This is a genomic window from Aquibacillus saliphilus, assembly GCF_020404745.1.
In the GTDB taxonomy this organism is placed as follows: Bacteria; Bacillota; Bacilli; order Bacillales; family Amphibacillaceae; genus Aquibacillus; species Aquibacillus saliphilus.
The window spans coordinates 112768-130121 of sequence record NZ_JAIZAP010000008.1 but is presented as its reverse complement, the minus strand read 5'-3'; the positions used below and the strand labels follow the sequence as shown (position 1 = coordinate 130121).

Below are 17354 nucleotides of genomic sequence, written 5' to 3'. Positions count from 1 at the left end.
TGAATTAAACTATGAGGGATTAGTTTCTTCATGATTATCCTTTTTATCATTCAAATGTTCTAATATTGCGATAGCAGTAGGCTCTGGTACACCCAATTTTGTCAATTCTTCAAGTTTAGCAAGTTTAATCTCAGCTAACGACTTGAAGTGAGTTAATAATAATGTTCTTCTTTTTTGTCCGACACCAGGTATATTATCTAGTTCCGATTTAAATGCACTTTTTCCTCTCAACTGTCTATGAAATGAAATTGCGAACCGGTGCACTTCATCTTGAATACGTTGTATCAAATAAAATTCTTGCGATTGTCTATCTAAATTAATTACAACTGGTGGACTACCGTATAATAGCTCACTGGTTCTATGTTTGTCATCTTTCGCAAGTCCACACAGAGGTACATCTAATCCTAATTCGTTTTCTAAGACATCTAAAGCAGCATTCATTTGTCCCTTTCCGCCATCAATAACAATCAGATCAGGTAAGGGTGCTTTTTCTTTTAATACTCTTTTATATCTCCTTCTAACAACCTCTCTCATTGTTTCATAGTCATCAGGACCTTCTACATCATTAATTTTATATTTTCTGTATTCTTTTTTAAACGGTTTACCATCGATAAATACAACCATTGCTGAGACTGGATCTGTTCCCTGGATATTAGAATTATCAAATGCCTCTATCCGGTGAGGTATTTCAATATGAAGTTTTTCACCTAATTGCTCTACCGCTTTAATCGTACGTTCTTCATCTCGTTCGATTAAAGAAAATTTTTCCTGTAGTGCTATCTCCGCATTTTTTTCCGCTAACTTTACTAATTCTTTTTTTCTCCCGCGGTATGGAATATGCACGTCCACCTCTAAAAGTTCTTTCAACAATTCATTGTCTGTTGGAGCGGGGACTAGTATTTGTTTTGGTTTTGGATGATTTTGATGTAAATAAAATCGGCCGATATAACTTAGAAAAGTTTCTTCAGCATCATCAAAGAATGGGAAAATAGAGACATCTCTTTCCATTAACTTACCTTGTCTAATAAAGAAAACTTGTACACACATCCATCCTTTATCGTAAGAGTAGCCAAATATATCACGATTCACTTGATCATTTAATGTGATTTTTTGCTGATCCATAACTGATTCAATATGTTGAATTTGATCACGCATTTCTTTCGCTCGTTCAAAATCTAATTCCTCAGAAGCGGAAAGCATTTTTTGTTTCAAGTCCTTTTTAATTTCTTGGTGACCACCACTTAAGAATGAAGTGATGCTCTGTACGATCGCCTTATTTGTCTCTTGTGAAACGGGATAAACACAAGGACCAAGACATTGATTCATATGATAATATAAACAGACACGGTCAGGCATCTTATCACATTTTCTCAATGGATATAAACGATCTAGCAGTTTTTTTGTTTCTCTCGCTGCAATTACATTAGGATAAGGACCAAAGTATTTACCTTTATCTTTTTTAACTTTTCTAGTCACAATTAATCTTGGATGCTCTTCAGATGTGATTTTCAAATAAGGATAAGATTTGTCATCCTTTAGTAATACATTGTACTTAGGATCATATTTTTTTATTAAATTCATTTCTAAAATTAATGCTTCAATTTCAGATGATGTAACTATATATTCGAAATCTGTAATCTCCTGAACTAACCTTTGGGTTTTTTGATCATTTGCTCCAGTAAAATAGGAGCGTACTCTATTTTTCAGCAATTTTGATTTCCCTACATAAATGATTGTTTGATGTTTATCTTTCATCAAATAACAACCTGGTTGAGCGGGTAGAACAGCTAATTTTTCTTTTATAAGATCGTTCATTTTCATTCACCCTATCATTTAACGTAACACTATCATATCAAACAACAATCCCTTGTTACATAGTTGGCAACAAGGGATTGTTTTAAGCAGAGTATTAAAAGTCTTTTAAGAGTGTTTGTTAATTAGTTCAACCAAAGCTTCTTTTGGTTGAAAACCTACAACTTGCTCGACAACTTCTCCATCTTTAAATAAAAGAAGAGTTGGGATGCTCATTACACCAAATTTCCCTGCAGTCTCTTGGTTCTCATCAACATCAAGTTTCACAATTTTCACTTGATCGTTCATTTCTCCGTCAATTTCTTCAAGGACTGGAGCAATCATTTTACAAGGTCCACACCATGGTGCCCAAAAATCTGCTAATACAACACCTTCACTTGTCTCTGTGCTGAAGTTTTGATCTGTACCGGCTACAATCGCCATTTATAATTCCTCCTCATATTTACATTCATTTCATGAAAAGTATATCATTCTGTTTTGTTAAATTGCTACTAGTTTGCTTTACTATATCTATTCCCTAATGAACTTAATTCATTCAGTTGTTGACAACCATATGCTAAAAACTGCAACAGGATTATCCTGTTGCAGTAATATATGTTATTTTTATATTTCTGTTATGCGTTAACTTTCAATTGCTTTATTTCATCAATTAATTTCGGTAGAACTTCAAATAGGTCCCCGACTATACCATAATCTGCAACATTGAAAATATTTGCCTCTGGGTCTTTATTAATAGCAACAATGACTTTAGAGTTCGACATCCCAGCCAAATGCTGTATTGCCCCTGAAATACCACAGGCGATATACAAATCTGGGGTAACCACTTTCCCTGTTTGACCTATTTGTAAGGAATAATCACAATAGTCGGCATCACAAGCTCCACGAGAAGCTCCAACAGCCCCTCCTAACGCCTCTGCCAGTTCATACAAAGGTTTAAAGCCTTCATCACTCTTGACGCCACGCCCACCAGCTACAACTACTTTTGCTTCGGACAAATCGACTCCTTCAGTTGTCTTTCTAACAACATCTTTAATTACTGTTCTTAAATCCGAAATCTCAACTTGTGATGTAGAAACATTGCCTTGTTTAGATTCGTCTCGTTCTAAAGGAACTATGTTATTTGGCCGAATTGTTGCAAAAATAATACCTTCTGTTACCATCTTTTTCTCAAATGCTTTACCAGAATAAATAGGTCGAGTAAATACTATATTTCCGCCAACTACTTCTACTTCAGTGGCGTCAGATATTAACCCGATTTCTAGTCTACTAGCAAGCTTTGGTGTCAAATCTTTTCCAATAGCGGTATGTCCCATCATAATTGCATCTGGAGATTCCTCATTTATCACTTGAAGTACTGCCTGTGCATAGCCTTCTGAAGAATACGCTTTCAGTTTTTCGTTTTGAACAGTTATTACACGATTTGAACCATAGTGAACCATTTCATTGCCTAATTGTTCGAGTTCACCGTCTCCACATATAACCCCGACAAGTTCCCCTCCCTCACTTATCGTTTTAGCTGCCGCAATAGCCTCAAAGGTCACATTACGTAATACATTGTCACGTACTTCACCTATAACTAACACTTTTCTACTCATTGAAGTCTCTCCTTTCTATAATACTTTTGCTTCAGTTTTTAATAAAGTTACTAGTTCTTTAACTTGATTATCTATGTCCCCTTCTAAGACCTTCCCTGATTCACGTTCTGGTGGAAGAAAGATTTCAATCGTTTTTGTTTTCATCTCCACGTCTTCTTCATCTAAATCCAAATCATCGAGTTCTAATTCTTCTAATGGTTTTTTCTTTGCTTTCATTATGCCAGGTAAAGATGGATAGCGCGGTTCATTTAAACCTTGTTGACAAGTAACTAGTAAAGGTAGTGTCGACTCAACCATTTCGGTATCGCCCTCTACATCCCTCTCTATTGAAACTTTATCTCCATCAATAGTTAAAGCTGTAATGGTAGTTACATAAGGAATAGTTAATCTTTCCGCTAATCTAGGTCCAACTTGACCGCTTGCCTCATCAATTGCCACGTTTCCTGCTAAAATTAAGTCAATTTCTTTACTTTCAAAGTAAGCCTCTAGTATTTTCACAGTTGAAAATTGATCACCTTGCTCCAAATCTTCTTCTGTATTAATTAATACAGCCTTATCCGCCCCCATAGCAAGGGCTGTTCTCAGCTGCTTTTCAGAATCACCATTACCTACAGTTACAACAGTAACCTCGCCACCGTTTGTATCGCGTTGATTAATGGCCTCTTCAATTGCATATTCATCATATGGATTGATGATGAATTCAGCACCATCATCATCAATCCTTCCATCTTTCACTACTATTTTTTCTTCCGTATCAAATGTGCTTTTCATGAGTACGAAGATATTCATTTTCTATCCATCCCCTTTCTTTAAATTTAAAAGTATTAATTAGAGAAAATTGCCTGAGGAGATAACAAATTAATCAGGAGTTATCAATCATCTGGACAATCCATTGATTAATAATTCGTGAACGTCATTAACTTGATCCTCGAGTCGATACTTTTGCTCTTTCATTACCCAATTGGTAACCGTTTCGTCAAGCGTTCCAAAAATCATATGCCGGACTAAACGAATGTTCATTTTCGGTTGAAAGAGTCCTTCGTTCATCCCCTCTTCAACAATACGATCAATAATAACGAGATAACGCTTCAACACATCGTTAATCTTTAGCCTAAGTTCCTTATTCGATTGCCTCAGTTCTAGTTGAGTTACGATTGCTAAATCATGATCTTCTGAAAGTTGTTTGAAGTGCATCAGAATTAATGTCTTCAGCTTCTCTTCAGCATTTTGTTTTAAATTAATTTCGTGTTCTGTCTTTTCTATGAATTGGCCCATTTTTTCCTGAAAAACAGATACAAGAATATCTTCTTTATTTTTAAAATAAAGATAAATCGTCCCGTCTGCTACACCCGCAGTTTTTGCAATTTTTGATACTTGAGAAGCATGATAGCCATTTTCTGCAATAACAATAACTGCTGCGTCTATAATTTGTTTGAATTTCGGTTTGCTATTTTTCATTCCTGATGCTCCTAACTAACGATAAATATGAATGACTATTCATTCATATTTATCGTACAACCATTATTCTATTTTGTCAATAGGTTTAACCCGTCCTAATTATCCAATAGGAAATAGTTCTAAACAGAAACATCGTCTACATCATTCAATTTTTTTCTTTCATCTTCAACTAATTTTCTTCTCAAAATTTTACCGACAGCTGTTTTTGGCAATTCTTCTCTAAATTCATAAATCTTAGGAACTTTATAAACAGCCATTCTTTCCCTGCAAAATTCATCTAAAGATTTCTCGTCTACATGTTGACCCTCTTTTAAAACGATGTAAGCTTTGACTGTCTCACCTCTATAAGGATCAGGAATACCTGCCACTACAGTTTCTTGAATTCCTTCATGTTCATATAAGACATCTTCCACTTCTCGAGGATAAATATTGTATCCACCAGCAATAATCATATCCTTTTTTCTATCAATTACATAAAAACAGCCATTTTCATCCATATAACCAATATCACCCGTTAATAACCAACCATCTTTAAGTACTTGCTCAGTCTCTTCACTATTATTCCAATACCCTCTCATTATTTGAGGACCTTTAACAGCAATTTCCCCAATATCTCCTTGTTTTACTTCATCGTCCAATCCCGTACCAATTATTTTGGCATCAGTATCAGGCCATGGCACACCAATACCACCATGAACTAAACCAGTTGCTAAGAAATTTGCATGTGTAACAGGTGAAGACTCTGTTAATCCATAGCCTTCTATTAATCGACCACCAGTTTCACGCTCGAATTGCTCCTGAATCTCACTTGGTAGCGGTGCAGATCCACTTATACATGACTCAATCGAGGATAAGTCATATTGCTTAAGTTTAGGATGGTTTAATAAAGCTATATAAATAGTTGGTGCACCTGGAAAAATGGTTGGGCGTTGCTTTTCAATTGTCTTTAATACATCCTCAACATCAAACTTAGGAATGAGTACCATCTTTGAACCAGTATAAACCGAATAATTCATTACCGTAGTCATACCATAAACGTGAAAAAAGGGAAGAACACCTAATACAGTATCCTGTGTCTCTCTTTCTTCATCAAGCCAGTTGCTACACATTTGCACATTTGACACTAAATTATAATGCGTCAACATTACACCTTTTGGAAAACCTGTTGTTCCGCCAGTATACTGTAATAAAGCTAGATCTTCTTTGGGATCTACTTGACAATACTTAAGCTCCGCACTTTGCTTTGCCATTATCATTGTCCATGGATGAACTTCAGTAGTCTGATTCACTTTAGGAACTTTAGTTTTCTGCTTTTTTTGAACCAATGGATAAAGAAGATTTTTTGGAAATGGTAAATAATCTTTAATTCCTGTAACAATTACATGTTCTAATGACGTTGTTTCTTTAACTTTTAGAACCCTAGGAAATAATAAGTCTAAGCAAATAATCATTTTGCAATCAGAGTCTTTTATTTGGTATTCTAACTCTCTTTCTTGGTATAGCGGGTTAGTTTGAACTACTACACCACCAGCTATTAAAACACCATAATAACTAATCACTGCTTGCGGACTATTAGGTAACATAATCGATACCCTATCCCCTTTTTCCAATCCTAATTGCTGTAAATAAGCTGCTAATTTCTTTGCTTGTTTGTAAACTTCCTCATACGTAAGCTCTTTACCCATAAAGTGAAGCGCTTTCATATTTGGGTTACTTTTAGCTCTTTCTTCTAAGAATGCATGAAGCGGTTTTTCTTCATAAGTCAAACTAGTTGGTATCCCCTTTGGATAATGAGAAAGCCATGTCTTCTCCTTAAGTTTTTCACTCATTTAACTACCTCCTTTTTTTACTTAATTCCATTATAACCACTATTCATAATTTTTTAAATATTTTTATCCTTAAGTTTACAAATTTTACTATTTAAACTGTGAATTTCATCCATAAAACAATCCCCCAAAAGAGCGTATTACTAATAATACGATTTTGGGGTGAGTGTATTAAGGAGTTCGAAATATAAATATTAATCCAACAATAAAAAATAAAACTGCTACACCGATTAAAACTTTAGCAAGTGTTTTCAACATCCTTCTCTCCTCTATCCAATACTAGCCCCTATTACAAAGGATAAGCCAATTGAAATAATCATTGATATAAATCCTACAGCACGGTTATCCTTCGCAATTTCCTGATCAATTTTATAAGTAGGAGTTAAAAACTCAAAGATAAAATATCCAAACAATAATAGTATAAAACCATAGGTCCCCCAGGTAATACTTTCTATTAAGGTATCGTTATGCTCAATGGAATATCTAAATATGTTTGCAATACCGAAAATTTTCCCGCCAGTTGCCATAGCTACAGAGAAATTACCGTTTTTAATTTCTTCCCAATTTTTATAGGAAGTTACTAACTCAAAAACAGCCAGAAAAACTACTAGACATAAGACTGCTACGCTATATCTGGCTGCAGTTTCTATAAATACATTCTCCCAAAAACCACTCATTATATCACCTCCCGATTATTGGAAATCTGCTTTGTTGCCAAGGAATAGACTATTTCCACAATTAATCCTAATAACATTACCTAAATTCTAGAATAGTTACCCCGCTACCACCTTCGTTCATACCTCCAAAACGGTAGGATTCTATTTGGCGATGTTTTTTAGCAAATGATTGTACTCCGGTTCGAAGTGCACCAGTTCCTTTTCCATGTATAATAGAAACATTTGGATAGCCAGCTAAGAGAGCATCATCAACATATTTCTCTAAACGATGAAGTGCATCTTCAAAGCGCTCTCCCCTTAAATCTAGCTCAGTCTTTACTTGGTAAGCTGAGCCCTTAACTGTAGTCATAGGCTTTACAACTTGAGGTTCCTCCCTTTTTAAAAACTGAAGGTCTTTTCTTTTTACTTTCACTTTCATTGCACCAATCTGCACTTGAAATTCTTTATCGCTAACCTTGTCAATTATAGTTCCATTTTGGTTTAATGTAAGTAGTTTAACTTCATCACCAGCTTGAAGATCTCTCTTCGTATCTACTTCTTTTACCTTTTCTTCCCGTTTCTTTGTTAATTTAGGTTGTGCTTCATCAAACATTTTCCTTGCTTCAATCCACTCATGTTCCTTTAAATTAGCTTGATTTTTAACACTACGTAACTCGGATACAATAAGTTCTGCTTCTTCCCTTGCTTTTTGTAGCGCCTTTTCAGCTTTTACTTCCGCTTTCTTATAAAGCTCTTCACGTTTACTCTCTAGTTGTGACCATTGTTTTTCCAAATCTCGCTTTAATTCTTCCGCTTCAGTCAGTACCTGCTCGGCTCGTTGATAGTCACGTTCTGCTCCTCTTCTTGACTCTTCCAGTGAAGCTATCATATTTTCAACGCTTTTGGAGTCAGTACCAATATGTGATTTAGCAGTTTCTATAACCGTTTCACTTAATCCTAATCTTCTAGATATTTCAAATGCATTACTACGCCCCGGCACACCAATTAGCAGACGGTATGTTGGGCTTAGCGTTTCCACATTGAATTCTACTGAGGCATTAACTGCGTCTTTTCTATTGTATCCGTATGCTTTTAATTCAGGATAATGAGTTGTAGCTATAATTCTTGCGCCACGACTAACTACTTGATCCAATATTGACATGGCAAGCGCCGCACCTTCTTGAGGGTCAGTACCTGCTCCGAGTTCATCAAAAAGGACTAAAGTCTCATTATCAACATGGTTTAGTATGCTAACAATGTTAGTCATATGAGAAGAAAATGTACTCAAACTTTGCTCAATTGATTGTTCATCTCCAATATCTGCAAAAACATTAGAGAAAACAGCCATCTCACAACCGTCTAATGCTGGGATTTGTAATCCCGATTGAGCCATTAATGTGCACAAACCAACCATTTTCAAGGTCACGGTTTTACCACCGGTGTTTGGGCCCGTAATAACAATTGCCGTATAATCTTCCCCAATTTCAACATCGTTTGGAACAACTTCTTCTTTGGGAATTAATGGGTGCCTAGCCTGTTTCATCTTAATAATTCCCTGGTCATTCATTTTAGGCATGGATGCTCGCATGACATGCCCTAACTTCGCTCTTGCAAACATAAAGTCTATTTGAGCTAATGCTTCCACATTCTGATATAAATATGATTCATCCGTTGCAATCTTTTGAGAAAGTTCTCCTAAGATCCGTTCTATTTCATTCGTCTCTTGGACACGTGCTTCTTGAAGTTGATTATTTAAATCAACTACGGATTGCGGCTCAATAAACAAGGTAGCACCCGAAGCGGATTGGTCGTGAACGATCCCTCCAATTGCGCCACGATATTCCTGTTTAACTGGTAAAACATATCGATCATTACGTATCGTAACAATCGAATCTGACAGCATTTTACTTTTTGTTTTCGTATATGAATCCAGCTTATCACGTAATCTACTTTCACTTGTTCTAATCTTTGACCTTATTGTCCGAAGTTTGTCAGATGCACCATCCATCACATGTCCATGATCGTCAATACAGCTTTTTATTTGACGTTCTAAATCATTTAGTGGCATGATTTGACTGATTAATTCTCTCAATATAGGTAATTCTGGCTCTTCCATATCCTCTATAAAACTTTTTAGTTGTTTGCCGCCATAGACAGTGCTCGCTACATCTAAGCACTCATGTGGGTTCAATATTCCACCAATGACCGTTCGCTTAATGCTTGGTTTGATATCAAAGATTCCACCTAATGGTACATTACCCTTTAGGCGGAGCACATTAGCTGCTTCATCTGTCTCTTCTTGTAATTGTATAATTGCTTCCAATTCAGTTGATGGCTTCAGGATTGAAGTTCTTTGTTTTCCAAGGCTAGAAGCAGCCTGTGCGTTTAACATTTCTATTATTTTGTTATATTCTAAAACATTAAATATTCGACTATTCATGGCCTTTTACTCCTTTTTTAATCCTTTACTTCTAAATAGCTTTTGCAACTCTTCTTTCGGCCAGGTATTAATCACGGTTTCTTTTCGTAACCAACCCTTTCTTGCAATACCCATACCTATTTCCATATTTTCTAAAGACATATAACTATGTGCATCAGTGTTAACAGCTACGTTAACTTTCTGTTCTTGTGCAATTTTCAACCATTCAGATGACAAATCAAACCTGTTAGGATTTGCGTTTAATTCAAGCACAGTTCCTGTTTGTTTCGCACCTTCAATTAACTGTTCAACATCAACTTGGTAACCTTGTCTGCGACCGATTAGCCTACCGGTAGGATGCGCAATAATAGTTACATGTGGATTATTTAGAGCAGCATGTAATCTTTTCATAATCTTGTCTTGTGATTGGTTAAAGCTTGAATGAATAGCACCAATCACATAGTCCATCTCTTGTAAAAAATCATTAGAAAAATCTAAACTCCCATCAGGTAAAATATCCATTTCAACTCCTGCGAAAATATGAAAATTCGTGTACTTTTGATTTAACCGATTAATCTCATCGCGTTGTTTTCGCAATTTATTTTCATCAAGACCATTTGCAACTTTCAAAAACTTTGAATGATCTGTAATAGCTATATATTCATATCCTCGTTCCATTGCCTTATTCGCCATTTCTTCGATAGTTTGGGCACCATCACTCCACGTCGTGTGCATATGTAAATCACCACGTATGTCATTAAAGTTGACGAGAGGAACGTCCGAACGGAATGCATCAATTTCTCCTTTATTTTCTCTTAGCTCCGGTGGAATATAATTTAGACCAAAGTTACCAAAGAAGTCCTCTTCGCTATCAAAAGTAATAATATCATTTGTTTCAATCTTTTCTAGACCATACTCATTAATTTTCAAACCTTTAGATTTTGCTAATTGTCTCATGGCGACATTATGTTCTTTAGATCCCGTAAAATGATGTAATGTGGTAGCAAATTCTTTAGGTGAGACAATGCGAAAGTCGATATTGACATCATAACCTTCATCCAAAACAATAGAAACCTTCGTTTCACCAGACGCAATCGTGTTTTTTATATCTTTGATTTGTAACAATTCATCTCTAACAAGTAATGGTTGCTCTGAACCAATAATAAAGTCTAAGTCTTTAATTGTCTCGCTCATTCGACGAATACTACCTGCTCTTGAAAACTTTTCAACCGCATCTATCTCACTTAAAATTTTCTCTATTTTTTCTACGATGGGCATCATAAAAGCAATTGGTAATCGTTCAGGACGATTAGATACTTCGTTCAATCCTTTTAGTATCTTCTCGGCAGACTTCTTGCCAAACCCACTTAATTCTTCAACCTTACCATTTTCACACGCTAATTTTAATGATGCTACATCCGTAATACCTAATTCTTGATATAGCTTTGACAATTTCTTTCCACCAAGTCCGGGTAATTGTAATAACGGAATTAATCCCTTAGGTACTTCATCTTTTAACTGTTGTAAGGTATCAGAGAATTCATTAGTAATGAATTCTTCAATAACTGCTGATGTTCCTTTACCAATTCCTGTTATTTTAGTGAAATTGTCTATCTCAGTTAATGATCGATCATCTGATTCCAGTGCCTGTGCAGCTTTACGATATGCGGATACTTTGAAAGTATTTTCACCTTTTAATTCCAAATAGATAGATATGGTTTCTAGTAATTTAATAACGTCCTTTTTATCCACTGCCATTTTCTAAATCCTCCTTAACTCTTTTTAAATTTGATAGATGAATTTCAATTAAACTTTTAAAGTGATAAAACCCTTGCTGATTGTCTGCAAGGGTTTTACTATGCTTAACATCGTATTTCGACCCTCTAGTCGGGAGAGTTATTTATCAAAAAGAGTTACTACATGTTCAAACCACAACGTTTTTATTTGATCGGATATGTACGGAGTATGATCTATCATAAACGCTGTGACTGAGGAATTACCTAATCTGTTTTGAATAAATTCGACTGGTGCTAATGCTAATATGTAAAGAATAATAAACAGAATAAAGTATGTCTCCAGAAAACCTAAAATAGCACCTAATATCCCGTTAATAGAGTTAAGTATTGGTAAATCAGCAACGAAATCTAACATTGATGCGATAATTTGCAACACTATCTTCGTAACAAAGAATAATGCAGCAAAAGCGATGGCATTATAAAATGCCGACTCTAACGGCAAGGTATCCAGAAAAACAGCCCATGTAGCGTTCTCAGGTAAATCTGGATATGGAATCCACAAATCCAATTTTGACGACAATTTGTCATAATAAAGAACAGAGACAATAAATGCGACAATGAACCCAATAAGGTGAAATAATTGTAAAATAAATCCTCTTTTTATACCAATAAAGACCCCTAAAATTAGTATTCCCAATAAAATAAAATCAATCATTTTTTTCCATTTCCTCTTTCTTTTTTATTGAACCTATTAGTTCTGTGTATTCGTCTTTCAGCTTTAAATAATCATTCATTGTATTCACTGCAGTTAAAACAGCCAACCTGGTAGTATCTAAACTTTTGTTGGCATCGTGAATTTCGCGCATTTTTTGATCAACAAGACTAGAGACCATTCTGACATGGTATGCTTGTTCATTACCAACTATCGTATAAGATTTACCATATATATCAACAGTAGTACGTGTTTTATCTGATTGGGACACGTTTATACCCCCTCATCTGTATCAAATCCTAAATTTAATATTAACATGAAGACTATCATTAAGGAAACTATTCTGTAGCCTATAATATTTGCTATACTAGATGTAATTAATGAATTGGAGAGATACTATGCCACAAGTTGTCTTAAAACTATCACACGAAAAAATTCAAATGTTAAAAAACTACTATGCCAGGTCTTTAAAAGCTTGTCCTCCTGGAGCTATATTTGCTGCAAAGACAAGTAATAGTTCAATTACTGCTTATAAATCTGGCAAGGTACTATTTCAAGGTGCATCACCTGAAACCGAAGCATCTAAGTGGGGAAGCATCAATGAAAATACATCATCAAAGAAAAAAAGTAGCATTCAAAAATCAACCCATGCGTATGCACCAGCGTCAACTCTCTTTACTAGTTCTCATATTGGTTCAGATGAAGCAGGAACAGGCGATTATTTTGGACCAATTACAGTAGCAGCCGCATACGTATCCAAAGAGCAAATTCCCTTGCTTAAAAAGATTGGTGTCAAAGACTCCAAGAACCTAACCGATGATAATATACAATTAATTGCTAGAGAATTAGTCAAAATGAAGATACCCTATTCACTCGTTATTTTACATAACGAGAAGTATAATCAACTACAAAAAAAAGGTTGGACCCAGGGAAAAATGAAAACAATGCTTCACCATCATGCTATTACAAAACTTCTTAAAAAGATGGAACCAGATAAGCCGGATGGAATTTTAATTGATCAATTTTCTCAACCGCACAGTTATATAAACCACCTTAAATCAGAGAAAGAGGTATTACAGGAAAAAGTTTACTTCATGACAAAAGCTGAAAGCTACTCCATTGCAGTAGCTGCTGGTTCGATTATTGCTAGAGCAAGCTTTGTAAAGGAGATGGACAAGTTATCTAAATTAGCCGGCTTAACTCTTCCTAAAGGAGCCTCTCAAAAGGTTGATAAAGTTGCAGGAAGTATCTTAGCTAAGAGTGGCGAAGTCGAACTATACAAATATGCCAAAGTACATTTTGCTAACACAAAAAAAGCAGAGAATTATAATACTAAATAAGTTCCCAGTAAGATAAATAAGTCATTTAGCACACCAAAGTTATCGCGTGGTTTTGGTGTGCTAAAAACATCAATCCATTTCACTAAATGGTTGAACATCATAGCCCTTATCTTCTAACAAAATATCTAATCCGTATTCATCTAGGAAGTGCGCTGCACCTACGATAACAAAATACGTACTATATTCTCCGTCTTTTAAATAGTTTTCTATTTTGTCTATCATCTCAATATTTCTGTTTTCTAAAAGCTGTTCCTCATAAACCTCAGCTTTATTCGCTATTTCATTAGAATCCGTTGGAACATAAAGCACATTCTCTAATTGTTCTTCATCACCTGATTTCCAAGCATCAACCAAAGAACGAATCTCATCTCCATTCCCTTCTTCAAGAGCAGTAAGCATTTCTTCTAAAGCATAGATTTGTAATTCTTCTGGCTTAGTATCTGAAAAATCGAGTTGCTTATATAATCCTTCCAATTCAATTATTTCTTTCTGTTCACTTTTTGCTTTAGAAAGAAAGTAATGATCCACTCCATAATCGCTGGTTAATGATTCAAAGTGCGAGAAATACAAATCGGATAACAGCATTTCGATAAACCATGGCTCAAAGTGAGAAAGTGATTCAATATCGATTTCCATATCACTATACGTGTCAATAAAAGTAGTCAACTGCTGAAAAGTATCATCACTTAAGTGATCTGGTAATTTTGATCCATCAGAATAAATTGCTTTCGTTATTATATCTTCTGATAGGGTGTCAATTTCTAACACATTAGCTTCAACTACTAACGCATCTGACTTTTCATAAGCAGCTTCTACCTTGTCATTTAGTGGGTACATGTCTTCATTTCCAACATGAATGGAGCCTAACATGTAAACAGTCTTACCATCCTCTTCAACGCGCCAAAAGAAAGGTGCCTCTTTATCTGCAGCTTTTTCAATCTTGTCTTTCTCTTTTACCGTTTCTTGTACTTCTACACTCTCATCATCTGCTTGTTTATCATTGGTAGAATTATTTTGACAACCCAAAAGACCAATGAACATCGAAGCTATAACTAATAAAAATCCTACTCTATTTATTTTCAAACTACGCTTCCCCCCCTGATTCAATATATCCGCAGTAGATTGTCAGACTTGTTAAATCGTTCGATATTAAAACAAAAGCGCAGACACCTTGCTCCACCCTGGCAAGGTTTAGAAAGTCTCAGCGCAAAACCACTTCGAAGTAATTTCTCCTGATGCTATTTCGCCGGAGCTTGACGTGGCACAATCCTATATTAGTTATCCACTTGGTAACCATTTTAGTAAGCTAACAAAGAAAAAATACGTGAGAATCATAAAGACCTCACGCTTTTTTTTCATTATCCTCTTAATTCTGCTTGATGTGCTTCTTGTACAGCAGATAAAATCGCTTGATAGGATTTCTCTACTTCTTCATCTTTTAAAGTTCTTTCTGGATCTAAATAAAGAATGTTAAATGCAATAGATTTTTTCCCTTTAGTTAAATGCTCGCCTTGGTAAACATCAAAAACTTGTATTTCTTTAACAAGTGAACCACCCGCTTGTTCAATAGTAGTCTGAATATCAAGAGCGCTTATGCCTTCATCTACTACTAATGCAATGTCCCTTGATATCGAAGGATAGCGCGGAATTTTTTGAAAGCTTGGCTCATTCTGTTGTACTTCAAAAATGTAATCTACATCTATATCAAAGACATAGGTATCCTTTAAATTATAATCATTTTGCAATTCTGGGTGAATTTGACCAATAAAACCAATTGGTCTTTCTGCTAGGTAAATTTGAGCAGTTCTTCCAGGATGCATACCATCCATTTTTACTTGCTTATATTCGACCCTTATGTTTAATTTTCTGAAAAAACCTTCCACAATTCCCTTAACAAGGAAAAAGTCAGCTGTCTTTTTCTCTTGTTGCCATGCATGTGATACCCATTCTCCTGTTACTGCACCTGCAACACGCAAACGTTCTTCTGGTTGCTCGGTTACCGTTTCTTGTTTAGAAACAAATATTGTTCCCAGTTCATAATAACCAAGATTCGTTTGTTTTCTTGCAGTATTATAAGCTAATGAATCAAGCATCTCTGGTAGAATACTTAAACGTAGTGTGCTATGTTCTTCACTCATCGGCATTTTTAATTTGACTGGAATGACTGCATCATTTTTCACTTCAGGACTAACTAACAGGTTAGCGCGTGCATTACTAGTAAGAGAATAAGTGATAGTTTCCAATAAACCAGCACTCTCAAAATAGCTTTTCACATTACGTTTTAATAGTTGTTGAACAGTTAGACCTCCAGCTTGTGAAGCACCTTCTGGTAATGTGAATGGAAGATTGTCATAACCATAAATTCGTGCAACTTCTTCAACCATGTCTTCAAAAATTGTGATATCTTGCCGCCTAGTCGGGACATAAATTGTAAAAGTGTCCCCGTCCTGATTAAAGTTAAAGTTCAGTTTGCGTAAAATGTCTACAATTTCTTCATTACTAATTTCAGTCCCGAGACGGTCGTTAATCTTACTAGTTTCCATTTCAACGATTGCTTCGGACCTGTCAAGCGCATCAAACTCAACTACACCATTTAATACAGTACCATTTGCATATTTACTTAATAGTTGTGCCGCTCTTAATCCTGCTCGTTTCACACGATCTGGATCAACACCTTTTTCAAATCGTGTACTTGACTCACTTCTAAGTTCGTGATCCTTTGAAGCTTTTCTTACTGCTGACGGGGAAAAATACGCAGCTTCTAATAATACCGTCTTCGTTTCATTTGATACTTCAGAATTTGCGCCACCCATCACACCAGCTAAAGCAGTTGGCTTGTTACCATTAGTTATAACGAGATGTTCCGAGTTTAACGTTCTTTCTTGGTCGTCAAGAGTAATCATTTTTTCATTCTCTTTAGCTCGGCGGACCATAATTTCTTTTGAACCAAACTGATCGAAATCAAATGCATGTAATGGTTGACCATATTCAAGTAATACATAATTAGTAATATCAACAACATTATTGATCGGACGAATTCCCGCAGCCATTAGGTAGTTTCTCATCCAGAGTGGTGAATGGCTTATGTGAATATCCTTGATAACAAACGCACCGTAATAAGGATTTAATTCTGGATCTTCTACGTTAACAGTTACATAATCAGAAGCTTGTTCAGATGTCATCTCTACCTTTTCACTTGGAAGATGAATAGGTAAATCTAAAATTGCGGCAACCTCATAAGCAACACCTAACATACTAAGTGCATCGGACCGATTTGGTGTTAACCCAAGTTCTAAAATAGCATCGTCTAAATTAAGTAGTTGTGAAGCATCCATACCGACCTCTGCTTCATCAGGAAAAACAAAAATACCATCAGTTATATCCTTTGGAACAAATCTTTCTTCTATCCCTAACTCTTGTAGGGAGCATATCATTCCGTTTGATTCAACACCACGAAGTTTGGCCTTCTTAATTTTAAAATTACCAGGTAAAACAGCACCCGGTTTTGCTACTGCAACTTTTTGACCTTGTGCAATGTTTGGCGCACCACAAATGACCTGTAGTTCTTCTTCACCTACATCAACTAGGCATAAATTTAGTTTGTCAGCATTTGGATGTTTTTCACACTCTTTAACATAACCGACAACAACATTCGAACTTTTTTCTGCAACATACTCAATACCTTCTACTTCAATCCCAGTTTTGGTAATTTTTTCAGCTAACTCTTCTGCTGAAATATTTTCTATGTCAATATAGTTTTTTAACCAATTTAAAGATACAAACATGATTTAACCTCCCTA

14 protein-coding genes are annotated in these 17354 nt (G+C 35.5%); 1 reads left to right on the top strand and 13 read right to left on the bottom strand.

Going from position 1 to position 17354, the window contains the following annotated elements:
- Positions 1-9 precede the first annotated feature (9 nt).
- The 11 genes from uvrC to zapA all read right to left on the bottom strand — a co-directional run bounded on the left by uvrC (position 10) and on the right by zapA (position 12485).
- Positions 10-1815 (bottom strand): excinuclease ABC subunit UvrC, encoded by a 1806-nt coding sequence (gene uvrC / locus LD272_RS10100; protein WP_226036487.1) that lies wholly within the window; start codon positions 1813-1815, stop codon positions 10-12.
- 105 nt (positions 1816-1920) lie between these two features.
- Entirely contained in the window at positions 1921-2235 is a 315-nt protein-coding gene (trxA, locus tag LD272_RS10095) for a thioredoxin (protein ID WP_226036486.1), read from the bottom strand.
- Positions 2236-2426: 191 nt separating this feature from the next.
- Positions 2427-3407 (bottom strand): electron transfer flavoprotein subunit alpha/FixB family protein, encoded by a 981-nt coding sequence (locus tag LD272_RS10090; RefSeq protein ID WP_226036485.1) that lies wholly within the window; start codon positions 3405-3407, stop codon positions 2427-2429.
- 15 nt (positions 3408-3422) lie between these two features.
- A complete protein-coding gene (locus LD272_RS10085; RefSeq protein WP_226036484.1) occupies positions 3423-4196 on the bottom strand; it encodes an electron transfer flavoprotein subunit beta/FixA family protein in 774 nt (257 codons plus the stop codon).
- An 87-nt stretch (positions 4197-4283) separates the two neighbouring features.
- Complete coding sequence (fadR, locus tag LD272_RS10080) at positions 4284-4865, bottom strand: fatty acid metabolism transcriptional regulator FadR (RefSeq protein ID WP_226036483.1); 582 nt, start codon at positions 4863-4865, stop codon at positions 4284-4286.
- A 119-nt stretch (positions 4866-4984) separates the two neighbouring features.
- Positions 4985-6694, bottom strand: coding sequence for an AMP-binding protein (locus LD272_RS10075; protein WP_226036482.1), 1710 nt, complete (start codon positions 6692-6694; stop codon positions 4985-4987).
- A 266-nt stretch (positions 6695-6960) separates the two neighbouring features.
- A complete protein-coding gene (locus tag LD272_RS10070; protein WP_226036481.1) occupies positions 6961-7368 on the bottom strand; it encodes a DUF350 domain-containing protein in 408 nt (135 codons plus the stop codon).
- 76 nt (positions 7369-7444) lie between these two features.
- Positions 7445-9787: an endonuclease MutS2 gene (locus LD272_RS10065; RefSeq protein ID WP_226036480.1), complete on the bottom strand. Its 2343-nt coding sequence runs from the start codon at positions 9785-9787 to the stop codon at positions 7445-7447.
- 6 nt (positions 9788-9793) lie between these two features.
- Positions 9794-11524 carry a DNA polymerase/3'-5' exonuclease PolX gene (polX, locus tag LD272_RS10060; RefSeq protein ID WP_226036479.1) on the bottom strand — a complete coding sequence of 577 codons (1731 nt, stop codon included), beginning with the start codon at positions 11522-11524 and terminating at the stop codon, positions 9794-9796.
- Positions 11525-11662: 138 nt separating this feature from the next.
- The gene (locus LD272_RS10055) at positions 11663-12217 is read right to left on the bottom strand and encodes a CvpA family protein (RefSeq protein ID WP_226036478.1); all 555 of its coding nucleotides are present in this window, start codon (positions 12215-12217) and stop codon (positions 11663-11665) included.
- A complete protein-coding gene (zapA, locus tag LD272_RS10050; protein WP_226036477.1) occupies positions 12210-12485 on the bottom strand; it encodes a cell division protein ZapA in 276 nt (91 codons plus the stop codon). Before zapA ends, LD272_RS10055 begins: the two co-directional genes overlap by 8 nt.
- A 127-nt stretch (positions 12486-12612) precedes the next feature.
- Here zapA and rnhC point away from each other — a divergent pair, with 127 nt between their 5' ends.
- Complete coding sequence (gene rnhC / locus LD272_RS10045; RefSeq protein ID WP_226036476.1) at positions 12613-13554, top strand: ribonuclease HIII; 942 nt, start codon at positions 12613-12615, stop codon at positions 13552-13554.
- Between the two features lie 69 nt (positions 13555-13623).
- Here rnhC and LD272_RS10040 read toward each other — a convergent pair whose 3' ends face one another.
- Both LD272_RS10040 and pheT read right to left on the bottom strand, forming a co-directional pair.
- Positions 13624-14637, bottom strand: coding sequence for a TraB/GumN family protein (locus LD272_RS10040; protein ID WP_226036475.1), 1014 nt, complete (start codon positions 14635-14637; stop codon positions 13624-13626).
- A gap of 275 nt (positions 14638-14912) precedes the next feature.
- A complete protein-coding gene (gene pheT / locus LD272_RS10035; protein ID WP_226036474.1) occupies positions 14913-17339 on the bottom strand; it encodes a phenylalanine--tRNA ligase subunit beta in 2427 nt (808 codons plus the stop codon).
- Positions 17340-17354: the final 15 nt, after the last annotated feature.